The organism is Actinomadura graeca (assembly GCF_019175365.1).
Lineage (GTDB): Bacteria > Actinomycetota > Actinomycetes > Streptosporangiales > Streptosporangiaceae > Spirillospora > Spirillospora graeca.
In genome coordinates this window covers 4,450,959-4,462,915 of sequence record NZ_CP059572.1, presented here as the reverse complement: position 1 = coordinate 4,462,915, position 11,957 = coordinate 4,450,959, and the positions used below count along the sequence as shown (strand labels likewise).

The window sequence follows — 11,957 nt, the reverse complement described above, 5'->3', positions numbered from 1 at the left end:
GGTCCGTAGGCTGGTAGCGACCACCCATGTTCACCTGGAGGACAACGGTGTCCGAAGTCACCACTCCCCGCTTCCGCTCCGTCCTCGACCGGTTCGTGGCCTACAAGCCCGGGAAGGTCGTGGTGTCGCCCGAGGGGCGCTCGTTCAAGCTGTCGTCCAACGAGTCGCCGCACGGGCCGCTGCCGTCGGTCCTGGACGCGATCGGGGAGGCCGCGCGGGACGTCAACCGCTACCCCGACAACAACGCCACGGCGCTCACCGAGGCGATCGCCTCCCACTGCGGCGTCCCGGCCGACCACGTGACGGTGGGCTGCGGGTCGGTGGGCGTCTCGCAGATGCTCCTGGAGGCCGTCGCCGAGCCCGGCGCGGAGATCGTCTACGCGTGGCGCTCGTTCGAGGCGTACCCGCTGCTGGTGGCGCTGTCGGGCGCGACGTCCGTCCAGGTGCCGCTGCGGGACGAGACGCACGACCTCGCCGCGATGGCCGACGCGATCACCCCCCACACCCGGCTGGTCTTCGTCTGCAACCCGAACAACCCGACCGGGACGATCGTCCGCCGCGCCGAGATCGAGGCGTTCCTGGACCGCGTCCCCGAGGACTGCCTGGTCGTGCTGGACGAGGCGTACCGCGAGTACGTCCGGGACGACGAGGTCCCCGACGGCCTCACCCTGTACGGCGACCGGCCGAACCTGGCGATCCTCCGCACCTTCTCCAAGGCGTACGGGCTCGCGGGCCTGCGGATCGGCTACCTCGTGGGCCACCCGGTGGTGGCGGCGGCGGTCCGCAAGGCGTTCCTGCCGTTCTGCGTCAACTCCGTCGCGCAGGTCGCGGGCGTCGCCTCGCTCGCGGCGACCGACGAGCTGCTGGCGCGGGTCGAGGGGACCGTGAAGGAGCGCGACCGCGTCCGCCGCGGGCTCGTCGAGGACGGCTGGACGGTGCCGCCCACCGAGGCGAACTTCGTCTGGCTGCGGCTCGGCGACCGGACGACGGAGTTCTCGGAGGCGTGCGCCGCGCAGGGGGTGAGCGTCCGCCCCTTCGCCGGTGAGGGCGCCCGCGTCTCGATCGGCTCCCCGGAGGAGAACGACGCCTTCCTGGCCGTCGCGCGGGCCTTCCGGCACCGCGGCTGACCCTGCGGCCGCTCCCGTCGGCGGCGCCGTCGCCCGGCCCGCGGGCCGGGCTCGCAGCCGGCCGAAGCCGCACGCCCCCGGACCGGCACGTGCCCGGGGGCGGTGGTGTCAGCCCGTGGTGGCCTTCGGGCCGAGCTTCTCGACGATCAGCCGGTAGAGCTGCCGGGGGCGGCCGGGCTGCGGGGTCCGGTTCGGGGGGAGCGGCCAGGCGAGGCCCTCTTCGACGAGGGTGCGCAGCAGCCGGCGCGCGGTGCGCGGGGTGACGCCGAGCATCTTGCCGGCGTTCTCCGCGTCCACGATCAGCGGCTGCTCCTGGTCGCCGAGCTTGTCGGCGAGGCGCGCGAGGATCTCCAGGCCCTTGGGCTTGGCCTGCGGCTGGCTGCGCGGGGGCGTGCGGGGCGCGGGGACGAGCGCGCGGCCGTCGCGGTCGAGCGCGAAGCCCTGCGCCCGCTGCGAGCTCTGCGACCGGGCCAGCGCCGCGCGTGCGTGGTTCTCCGCCTCGTGCGCCGTCCGTCCCATGCCGATGCCGACCTCGATGGCGAGGCCCAGCTCCTCGCGGACGCGCTCGACGAACGGCGGCGTCCGGAAGCCCTCGGTGGACGCGGTGACCGAGCCGCGCGTGGCGATGACCAGGTAGCTGTGGTCGTCCAGCGGCCACACCGACGCGTTCATCCGGTGCGCCTCCTGGAGCAGCACCCGGTGCAGCGCCAGCTTCAGCTCGTCCCGCCAGTAGCGCGGTGTGACGCGGCGCGGCGTCTCGCGGAGCGTCGGGACGTCCACGAGCACGACGACCAGCTGCGACTCCTCCAGGCGGTGGTGGGCGCCGAGCAGCGCCGCCGTCTGGAGCGAGCTGCGGATGGCCGCGCCGGTCGGGCGGACCCTGATGGTGGGCACGCCCGCCATCTCCATCCGCTCCGCCGTCGCGTGGACGCAGGTCATCGCGACCGTCGTCGCGCCGCGCCGCCACAGCCGCTCGTGGAAGGCGGCGAGCGTTCCCGGCCCGGCCGCCTCCTCGCGCAGGTGCACCTGCTCGGTGCCCAGGCTGATCTCGGCGTACGCCTCCTCGACCTCGGCCCGGCCGAGCACGTCGATGCTCACGCGGGACGGGTCGAATCGTTCGTCGAGGGAGGCGCGCAGCAGCGCGCCCTGCAGTGCGGCGCCGTTCAACGGGACGTAGGTGGCCGGCATGGTCAGCACGCCCGCCTTGCGGGCGAAGTCGTACGGCACCGGGCTGGCGAACAGACAGACGTCCACGCCCGAGCCCAGCCGTACGACCTTGTCGGCCGCTTCCTGTTCGTCCCGATATGCGGCAGCCACCAGCCGGCTCGGTACCGGGGTGGGGCCGTGGCCCATCAGCATGACCCTCTCGACAAGGTCATGCGGGCCAACGACGCCGATCGTGAGATCGGGTGTGACCGATCCCGTTCGTGCGGCCGTCATCGATGATCGCTCGCTTCCGGTCCATCCTCTCGGCGGGGCCCCGGCCCCGGCCACGCGTTCACGCACGCTTCGCCCAACGGTTGACTCATGGCTTGTCGCCCCTGCCTTCTGACCCAGCACCGCAGTTCCCGTGCGATTCGTTCCTCAGTGGGCAGATCGGGTCAGGGCGACGATGTGTGACGCCCAGACGCGAAATCGAATCAAGAGTGCGGCGAAAAAGTAACCTACGCGACCCCCTGGTCAGTAATTTGTCACCATTCGGCCAGCCTTGATCCTGCATCTTCGGTCGTCCGAAGTTGAAAAACAAGACCCGAAAACACCGCTAGAGGGCTTCCCTGACGCTGTTGTGCACACAAGGGACCCCCGCGATGTGGTTTTGGTTTACGCACGGGCCGAAAATCGAACGTACTGTTGCCCGGACGCCCGGAAAGACGAGTGATCCGTTCGGAGGGCCCTCACGCTCCGGAGCGGTGATTTTTTACCGCGTTACGGTCGTGCACACCGGGAGCGTTCCAGAGATTACATCCCAGGTCAGAAGGACGCCAGGGGAGACAGAGAACCCTCACCCCGCAGCTATGCGTAGTGGCGGGGTGACACCATGCTGAAGGATTTTGGAGTGGGGGGTGACAGCGGCGGTAAGGACCAACGGCGAAGTTGGTCAGGTTCGGCGGCCACCCCCGGCCACTTGCGGCCGTTTGCCGGACCGAGGATGACCACCCGGTCGGCCATGACTCTCCGTGCCGCCGCGCCGGGACCCGGGTCACCCCCCGCGGCCCCGGCGCGGCGGGTCCGGACGGCCGTGAGCCGATTCGGCCCGGCCGCGCGGACCCGCCCTCGAACCGGTCCTCGAACCGGCTCTCGAACCCGCGGTCAGGCGGCCTCGCGGACGATGTCGGCGCCGAGCTGCGAGAGGCGCTCGGCGGTGTGCGCGTGGCCCCGGTCGAGGTAGTAGGCGGAGGTGATGGTGGTCTCGCCCTCGGCGGCGAGGCCGGCCAGGACGAGCGCGCTGCCGCAGCGCAGGTCGTGGGCCTCGACCTCGGCGCCGCGCAGGACGCGAGGCCCGTTCACCTTGGCGCGGTTGCCGTCGACCTCGATGTCGGCGCCCATCCTGCCGAGCTCGTGGGCCAGCTTGAACCGCCCGTCGAAGATCCGCTCGTAGATGTAGGACGGGCCCTCGGCCAGGCAGGACAGCGCCATGATCGGCGACTGGAGGTCGGTGGCGAAGCCGGGGTACTCGTCGGTGATGACGTTGATCGGGCGGAGCGTCCGCTCGCGGCGGACCTGGAGGACGGCGCCCTGCTGGTGGAACTCGACGCCCATCTGCTCCAGCTTGTCCGCGGCGACCCCGAGGTGCTCCAGCGTGGCGCCGACGAGGTTCAGGTCGCCGCCGGTGATCGCGGCGGCCATCACGAACACGCCCGTGTCGATGCGGTCGGGCATCACGGTGTGCTCGACGGCGGTCAGCTCGTCCACGCCCTCGACGGTGATGAACCCGGTGCCGCCGCCGCTGATCCGGGCGCCCATCGCCTGGAGGATCGCGATGTTGTCCAGCACCTCGGGCTCCAGCGCCGCGTTCTTGATCAGCGTGGTGCCCTGGGCCAGCGCCGCCGCCATGATCAGGTTCTCGGTGCCGGTGTGGGACGGGGTGTCGCAGTACAGCGTGCCGCCGCGCAGGTCACCGGCCTTGATGTGGATGATGCCGTCGCCGTTGTCGGCCACGTGCTCGGTGACCGTGGCGCCCATCCGCTTGAAGCCGTTGTAGTGGAAGTCCAGGTTGCGGCTGCCGAGGTTGCAGCCGCCGACGCCCTCGATGACGGCCTCGCCGAGCCGGTGCAGCAGCGCCGGGACGAACAGGAACGACCCGCGGAACCGGGACGCGATGTCGGCGGGGAGCACCGGCGTGCTGAGCGAGGACGCGTCGATCACCAGCGTCCGCTCGGTCTCGTGCAGCTCGGCCTTGGCGCCGATGGCCCGGGCGAGCTCCACCGCGCGCCGCACGTCCTCGATGATCGGGACGTTCCGCAGGACCGTGCGGCCCCTGGACGCCATCAGCGAGGCTCCGATCATCGGCAGGACGGCGTTCTTGGCCCCCTGGATGAAAACGGTGCCGTGCAGCTGACGGCCTCCGCGCACGCGGTAGCGAACCTCATGGCCCATGCTCATCTCCGCCTTACTCCTTCTCGGGTGCGGTCAACGGTTTTCACCGGTTCGAGGTGTCTACCGGATCAAGTGGGACTACGGCGGATCACAAGGGCCGAGCGCCGAACGGTGTCCCCCCTCTGCGCCAACGCGTCCCAAGTAAACCATCGAGCCGGGTGTGGGGTGTCCTACCCGCGCCACCTCGGCGCTTGTCTGCCCGCTTAGATACCCGGCGCTTCGCAAAGGTTCGGCCTCGCGGGCAAATTCGGCGCCCGGACGTGGGCGTCCGTACCCCGCCACTATGGTGATCTTCATGGACGAGACCCCCGGCTGGGACGCCATCGACGCCGCGCTCCGGTCCCTCTACGGGAACGTCGGGCCCTACCATCTCGGCACCGTGCGGAAGTGGTCGCTCGGCGGCCCCGACCCGCTCGACGGCATCAGCGTCTACCCGCGGGCGGAGCCGGTGCCGCATTGGCACTTCGTCTCCTACGGCATGTCCGAGCTTTACTCCAAGCAGGAGACCAGCGACCCGGAGGAGTCGGGCTGGGGGTTCGAGTTCACGTTCCGGCTCGTCCGCGACCCGGCCGAGGAGACGCCGCCGGTCTGGGCGGCGAACCTGCTGCAGAACCTCGGCCGGTACGTGTTCCACTCGGGCAACTGGTTCGAGGCCGGCCACCACATGAGCGTCAACGGGCCGATCGCCGCCGAGCGTGAGGACTCCCACATCCGCGCCGTCGCGTTCGTCCTCGACCCCGAGCTGCCCGAGATCCCCACGCCGCACGGGCGCCTGAAGTTCCTCCAGGTCGTGGGCCTCACGATGGAGGAGTACGAGGCCGTCCGCCAGTGGAACGCGGCAGCGTTCATGGAGGCGCTCGCCCCCCACCTGCCCCTGTTCGTCACCGACGTCGACCGGCGGTCCCTGCTCGCCCGCCCGGAGGTGGCGCGGACCGTCCGGGAGGGCATCGAGCGGGACGGCTCGAACAGCGGCCTGCTGTACGTGACCACCGCCCACTGGGACCGGGGCGCCGGGCTGACGACGCTGAGGCTCGGGGCGCTCCAGGCCCAGGCCGTCGCCGAGTCCCTGCGCGGGCGGCTCCCGTTCGGCCGCGAGCTGCTCCTCCAGACCGAGGAGACGCTGCTGGCGTTCCGGCCGTCGGACGCGTTCGCGGTGGAGGAGCCGGGCGAGGGCGAGCTCGTGGTGCATGTCCCGCCCCTTGCCCTGGACGACCTCGCCGACACCCTGCGCCCGACGGCGGGCAGTCGGCCCGTCCGGTCGCTGCCCGGCCTCACCGTCGAGATCGTGCCGACCGCCATGCGCGACCGCTTCGGCAACGAGACCGGCGAGGTGGTCGGCTAGACGCCGGTCGGCGCGGCGGCCGGTGGGCAGGGCGGCGGTCGGGCGGGCGCCGGTCGGCGGAGGCCGCCGGTCGGCGGAGGCCGCCGGTCAGCGGAAGGCGTCGCCGGTGATGCGCTCGTACGCCTCGACGTACTTGGCGCGGGTGCGCTCGACGACGGCGGGCGGCAGCGGCGGCGGCGCCTCACCGGACGCGCGGTCCCAGCCGGACTCGGGGGACAGCAGCCAGTCCCGGACGAACTGCTTGTCGAACGACGGCTGCGCGCGGCCGGGCTCCCACGCGTCCGCCGGCCAGAAACGGGACGAGTCGGGGGTGAGGACCTCGTCGGCGAGGACCAGCCCGCCGTCCGGCGACCGGCCCAGCTCGATCTTGGTGTCGGCGACGATGATGCCGCGCTCGCGCCCGAGCTCGGCGCCGCGCCCGTAGACGGCGAGGGTCGTGTCGCGCAGCCGCGCCGCCACGTCCGCGCCGACGGCCTTCTCGACCTGCGCGAACGTCATCGGCTCGTCGTGCTCGCCGACGTCGGCCTTCGTGGTCGGGGTGAAGATCGGCTCGGGGAGCCGGGAGCCGTCCACGAGCCCGGGCGGCAGCGGGATGCCGCAGACCGTCCCCGACGCCCGGTAGTCCTTGAGGCCGGAGCCGGTGAGGTACCCGCGCGCGACGCACTCGACCTTGACCATGTCGAGCCGCTGGACGACCACCGACCGCCCGGCCCACTCGGCGGGCGCGCCGTCCGGCAGGTCCGTGGACAGGACGTGGTTGGGCAGCACATCCGCGAGCCGCTCGAACCACCACAGCGACAGCTGGGTGAGGATGCGGCCCTTGTCCGGGATCGGGGTGTCCAGGACGTAGTCGAACGCGGAGATCGTGTCGCGGGCCACCATGAGCAGCTCGCCGCCGGGCAGCGCGTACAGGTCCCGGACCTTCCCGCTGTGCAGGTGCTTCACTTGGCCTCCAGGATGTCGACGGGGTCGCCGAGCGCGAGCGGGCCCGGCGTGCGCGGGACGCCGTTCTGCCCGAACCGGATCCCCTGATCGACGGTGCGGTAGGAGGCGAGGGTACGCAGCGGCTCCCGGCCGCGCTCGCCGGTCTCCTGGTCGGTGGTGGTGATGAGGCAGCGGGTGCACGCCTTGACCAGCTCGATCACCGTCCCGCCGATCCGCAGGAGCCGCACGGAGTCCTCGCCGAAGGCGCCGAGCCCCTCGACGACGAGGGTCGGCCGGAACCGGTTCATCGGCAGCGGCTCGTCCAGGCGCCCGTTGAGGTCGGCGAGGGACTCCGCGGAGATGAGCAGCAGCGGGAACCGGTCGGCGAACATCGGCTCGCCGCCGCCCTCCGCCGGGACCCGCCGCCCGGTGAAGCGCACCAGCCGGCAGTCGCGGCCGAGAACCGAGGAGAACCAGGCGGCCGCTTGGTCGCCCTGGTCGATGCCCTGGCAGTCGTCCCGGTGGACGGTCACGTCCAGGACGGGCCCGTCGTCCACCGGCTTGTGGACGAGCGGTGCCGTCCCAGGCGCGTCCACCGTCAGGACCGTCCCGTCGTAGGACGGCCGCAGCAGCGCCATCGGCGCGATCTGCCGCTGCGACAGGAACCGCCCCTCAGGCGTGATGAGCATGAACTCGCGGTCGTGCCGCAGCCCCCGGGAGGTCAGCTCGGCCTCCGCCAGCGACGTGCCACGGCCGCTCTTGAGCGGGTAGACGTTCAGCTCGGTCAGGGTGCCCGGCAAGGTCCCTCCCTCGGGGGTCGGACGCGGCGGATGGTCAGGCGAGGCTTGTCAGCCGGTCGAAGACGGGGGTGAGCCGCTCGACGAAGCGCTCGGGGCGGCACACCGTGTCCAGGCGCGCCTCGTCCAGTGTGAGGCCCGCCTCCGCGGCGTGCTTGCGGAGGGTCTCGCGGAAGGGGACGCCCGTCTCCCACGTCTCCATCGCCGCCTTCTGGACGAGCGGGTACGCCTCGTCGTCGCGGGACATGCCCGCCTCGACCAGTTCCAGCAGCACGGTCGAGGTGTAGATCAGCCCGCCGGTCGACTCCAGGTTGGCGCGCATCCGCGCCTCGTCCACGACCAGGCCGGACATCAGCCGGTTCGTCAGGTTCAGCATGTAGTCCAGCGCGATGGACGCGTCCGGCAGCGCGATCCGCTCGGTGGAGGAGTGCGAGATGTCGCGCTCATGCCAGAGCGGGATCCCCTCCAGCACCGGGACGACCTGCGCCCGGACGATCCGCGCCATCCCGGCGAGCCGCTCGGAGATGATCGGGTTCTTCTTGTGCGGCATCGCCGAGGAGCCCTTCTGGCCCTTGCCGAACGGCTCCCACAGCTCGCGGACCTCCGTGCGCTGCCCGTGCCGCACCTCCAGCGCCACCGCCTCGCACACCGTCGCCATGATCGCCAGCGCCGAGACCCACTCGCTGATCCCGTCGCGCATGACGACCTGCGTCGAGACGTCCGCGCTCCGCAGGCCGAGCCTCCGCGCGACGTGCAGTTCGACGGCCGGGTCGATGTTGGAGTACGTCCCGACGGCACCGGAGATCGCCATCACGCCGACGGCCTCCCGCGCGCGGCGGAGCCGGTCACGGGAGCGCGCCATGGCGAACGCGAAGTCCGCGACGCGGTGGCCCCACACGTCCGGCTCGCCGTGGATGCCGTGCGTGCGGCCCACCCGCAGGGTCGCCCGGTGCGCCAGCGCGTGGTCGCGCAGCGTCGCGACGAGCGCGTCGGCCTTGGCGAGCAGGATGTCGGACGCCTCGACGAGCTGGAGCGCCAGCGCGGTGTCCAGCAGGTCCGACGAGGTCATGCCGAAGTGGACGTACCGGGCCGCCTCGCGCGGCTCGGTGTTGTCCGCCCACGCCGACAGGAAGGCGATCACGTCGTGCTGCGTGACCGCCTCGATCGCGTGCACCGCCTCCGGTGTCGGCGGCGGCGCCTTGCGGACCGGCTCGACCACCTCCGGCGGGATCGTGCCGGCCTCGGCGTGGGCCTCGACGACGAGGACCTCCACCTGGCACCACAGCTCGTACTTGTGCGCGTCACTCCAGACGCGCCCCATCTCCGGGAGGGTGTAGCGCTCGATCACCCGACGATTGTCCCAGGTCGGCCCGCCGGGCTTCGGGCCGGGGAGGGATACTTTACGGTGTCGCGCCCAGCGCGATGTCAGTGCGGTGATGGGCACCCCGCAGGCCGATCCTCGCGACGGCCTCGTAGGCGGCGGCGCGCGCGGCCGCCAGATCCGGGCCCGAGCCCACCACGTCGAGGACGCGTCCCCCGCCTGACACGAGCCGCCCCTCCGCGTCGCGCGCCGTGCCCGCGTGCAGCACGTAGGCGCCCTCCACCGCGTCCGCCTCGTCGAGGCCCGTGATCTCATCGCCCTTCACCGGCGCGGCCGGATACCCCTCCGCGGCCACGACCACGGTGACGGCGGCGCCCGGACGCCACTCCGGCCGGAACGCCGGATCGAGCCCCCCGATCGCGCAGGACTGGAGGAGCGTCCCGAGGGGCGTCGCGAGCCTGTCCAGGACGACCTGCACCTCCGGGTCGCCGAACCGGGCGTTGAACTCGATCACCCGGACGCCCCGTGACGTCAGCGCCAGCCCCGCGTACAGCACCCCGACGTACGGGGTCTCGCGGCGGCGCAGCTCGTCGACCACGGGCTGCACGACGGTGGACATCGCCTCGTCCACGAGACCCGGCGGCGCCCACGGCAGCGGCGTGTAGGCGCCCATCCCGCCCGTGTTGGGCCCCTCGCCGCCGTCGTAGGCCCGCTTGAAGTCCTGGGCGGGCAGCAGCGGGACGGCGTGCTGGCCGTCGCACAACGCGAACAGCGACACCTCGGGGCCGTCCAGGAACTCCTCGATGACGACCCGCTCGCAGGAGGCCGCGTGCTCGGCCGCGGCCTCGCGGTCATCGGTGACGACGACGCCCTTCCCCGCCGCCAGCCCGTCGTCCTTCACGACGTAGGGCGGCCCGAACGCGTCCAGCGCCTCCTCCGCCTGCGAGGCCGTCTCGCACACGCGCGCCTCGGCCGTCGGGACGCCCGCGTCCGCCATGACCTCCTTGGCGAACGCCTTCGACCCCTCGATGCGGGCCGCGGCCCGGTCCGGCCCGAAGCAGGGGATCCCGGCCGCGCGGACCGCGTCGCCGACCCCCTCCACGAGCACCGCCTCCGGCCCCACCACGACCAGCTCGATCCCGAGCCGCCCGGCCAGCTCCCTCACCGCCGTCGGATCGGTGGGATCGAGCTGGTGGTTCGCCGCGATCTCGGCAGTGCCCGGGTTGCCCGGGGCGCAGTGGAGGGCGGTGACGGCAGGGTCGCGATGCAGGGCGCGGGCGAGCGCATGCTCGCGGCCACCCGAACCAAGGAGGAGTACTCGCACGTCACGCGAGCTTAGTGCGCCCGCGAGCCCTCGGGGGACGCCGTCCAGGCCCATTCGGGACCGCCCTGTGACGATGAGGCGGCCGTCACACGTGTCACCGGTGAACCTTCCCGATGACGGCGGCGTCTTAAATGTCGGCTGATAGGCTGCGACGGGCTTGACACCCCGCCGTCGAGGAGCGTGAAAGGAGGTGGTCGGGATGAGTCCTGGTGATCCTTGCAGTTCGCCGGAGAACCCTCACAGTCCGGGCAGGACTGCCCATCCGTCCGCCTCCATCTGGCGTCCGGCCATCACCTCCGCGCGCTCCCTTCGCTGACAGGCAGGGTCGAGCGCGCGATACGCGTGTGGCCGGAGGGTTAGGAGCACCTCATGGCCATGACACGAGTCCTCCCCAGCCGCGCGTTGTTCAAGACGCGCGGAAGGCCCACCGGCGTGCCGGTGCAGAGCCGCGACTCCGCCGTCATCGACTGGGCCGCCTACATCGACGGCCACCGCGCGTCCACGGCCACCGTCGAGGACGCCGTCCGCCTCATCCGCGACGGCCGCCTCACCCCCCACGGCGACAGCGCCGGGTTCGTCTGGGTCGGCCTGCACGAGCCGTCCGCGACCGAGCTCACCGAGCTGGCCGAGGTCTTCGGCCTCCACCCGCTCGCCGTCGAGGACGCCATCCACGCCCACCAGCGCCCCAAGCTCGAACGCTACGACGACGTCCACTTCGTCGTGATGAAGACCGTCGGCTACGTCGCCAGCGGCCCCGGCGGCTCCGAGGTCGTCGAGACCGGCGAGATCATGATCTTCTGCGGCCCCGACTTCGTCGTCACCGTCCGCCACGGCGCCCACGGCGAGCTCGGCTCCGTCCGCGAACGCCTCGAAGACGACCCCGCCCGCCTCGCGAAGGGCCCCGCCGCCGTCCTGCACGCCGTCGCCGACCGCGTCGTCGACGGCTACGTCTGCGTCGCCGACGCCGTCCAGGAGGACATCGACGAGGTCGAGGAGGCCGTCTTCTCCCCCGAGCGCACCGACGAGTCCCGCCGCATCTACCGCCTCAAGCGTGAGGTCATCCAGCTCAAGCGCGCCGTCGGCCCCCTCGCCGGCCCCCTCCGCAACCTCTCCGGCCGCCGCTTCGTCCCCGCCGAGATCAAGGAATACCTCCGCGACGTCGAAGACCACCTCACTCGCGTCCGCGAGCAGGTCGAGTCCTACGACGAGCTCCTCAACCCCATCCTCCAGGCCCATATGACCCAGGTGACCGTCGCCGACAACCAGGACATGCGCCGCATCTCCGCCTGGGGCGCCCTCTTCATGGTCCCCACCGCCATAGCCGGCGTCTACGGCATGAACTTCGACTTCATGCCCGAAACCGAATGGCGCTACGGCTACCCCATGATCCTCGGCTTCATCACCCTCGCCTGCCTCTCCCTCTACAGAGGCTTCCGCCGCAACGGCTGGCTCTGACCCCCGCGGGCGCCCCCGCTGCGACCCGAATCACGCTGGTCAGCGAGCACCTGACCCGTATCGAGGGCGC

The 11,957-nt window shown here is 72.0% G+C and carries 9 protein-coding genes; 3 read left to right on the top strand and 6 right to left on the bottom strand.

Annotated features, from left to right (window positions below):
• Positions 1-47 precede the first annotated feature (47 nt).
• Positions 48-1,127, top strand: a complete 1,080-nt coding sequence (gene hisC / locus AGRA3207_RS19655; RefSeq protein WP_231336184.1) for a histidinol-phosphate transaminase — start codon at positions 48-50, stop codon at positions 1,125-1,127.
• 108 nt (positions 1,128-1,235) lie between these two features.
• Here the strand turns inward: hisC and AGRA3207_RS19650 are convergent, their stop codons facing one another.
• Positions 1,236-2,567 carry a transcriptional regulator gene (locus AGRA3207_RS19650; RefSeq protein ID WP_084264482.1) on the bottom strand — a complete coding sequence of 444 codons (1,332 nt, stop codon included), beginning with the start codon at positions 2,565-2,567 and terminating at the stop codon, positions 1,236-1,238.
• An 870-nt stretch (positions 2,568-3,437) separates the two neighbouring features.
• Complete coding sequence (gene murA, locus AGRA3207_RS19645) at positions 3,438-4,724, bottom strand: UDP-N-acetylglucosamine 1-carboxyvinyltransferase (RefSeq protein WP_231336183.1); 1,287 nt, start codon at positions 4,722-4,724, stop codon at positions 3,438-3,440.
• 295 nt (positions 4,725-5,019) lie between these two features.
• On the opposite strand from murA, the gene AGRA3207_RS19640 reads away from it, so the two are divergent.
• A complete protein-coding gene (locus tag AGRA3207_RS19640) occupies positions 5,020-6,066 on the top strand; it encodes a suppressor of fused domain protein (RefSeq protein WP_231336182.1) in 1,047 nt (348 codons plus the stop codon).
• Between the two features lie 87 nt (positions 6,067-6,153).
• On the opposite strand, the gene AGRA3207_RS19635 is transcribed toward AGRA3207_RS19640, so the two are convergent.
• From AGRA3207_RS19635 to purD, 4 genes are read right to left on the bottom strand one after another with little or no spacing between them, the layout of a single operon-like run.
• Positions 6,154-7,011: a phosphoribosylaminoimidazolesuccinocarboxamide synthase gene (locus tag AGRA3207_RS19635; RefSeq protein ID WP_231336181.1), complete on the bottom strand. Its 858-nt coding sequence runs from the start codon at positions 7,009-7,011 to the stop codon at positions 6,154-6,156.
• Positions 7,008-7,790, bottom strand: a complete 783-nt coding sequence (locus AGRA3207_RS19630; RefSeq protein ID WP_231336180.1) for an MOSC domain-containing protein — start codon at positions 7,788-7,790, stop codon at positions 7,008-7,010. The genes AGRA3207_RS19635 and AGRA3207_RS19630 overlap by 4 nt, the downstream gene beginning before the upstream one ends.
• Positions 7,791-7,824: 34 nt before the next feature.
• Positions 7,825-9,135 (bottom strand): adenylosuccinate lyase, encoded by a 1,311-nt coding sequence (gene purB, locus AGRA3207_RS19625; protein ID WP_231336179.1) that lies wholly within the window; start codon positions 9,133-9,135, stop codon positions 7,825-7,827.
• Positions 9,136-9,187: 52 nt separating this feature from the next.
• Positions 9,188-10,432, bottom strand: coding sequence for a phosphoribosylamine--glycine ligase (purD, locus tag AGRA3207_RS19620; protein ID WP_231336178.1), 1,245 nt, complete (start codon positions 10,430-10,432; stop codon positions 9,188-9,190).
• 369 nt (positions 10,433-10,801) lie between these two features.
• Between purD and AGRA3207_RS19615 the strand changes: the two genes are divergently transcribed.
• Positions 10,802-11,887: a magnesium and cobalt transport protein CorA gene (locus AGRA3207_RS19615; RefSeq protein WP_231336177.1), complete on the top strand. Its 1,086-nt coding sequence runs from the start codon at positions 10,802-10,804 to the stop codon at positions 11,885-11,887.
• Positions 11,888-11,957: the final 70 nt, after the last annotated feature.

Excerpts from the sequence above, each read along its gene's own strand:
- AGRA3207_RS19650 (WP_084264482.1), bottom strand. The coding sequence starts at position 2,567 with ATGACGGCCGCACGAACGGGATCGGTCACACCCGATCTCACGATCGGC.
- murA (WP_231336183.1), bottom strand. The coding sequence starts at position 4,724 with ATGGGCCATGAGGTTCGCTACCGCGTGCGCGGAGGCCGTCAGCTGCAC.
- AGRA3207_RS19640 (WP_231336182.1), top strand. The coding sequence starts at position 5,020 with ATGGACGAGACCCCCGGCTGGGACGCCATCGACGCCGCGCTCCGGTCC.
- AGRA3207_RS19615 (WP_231336177.1), top strand. The coding sequence starts at position 10,802 with ATGGCCATGACACGAGTCCTCCCCAGCCGCGCGTTGTTCAAGACGCGC.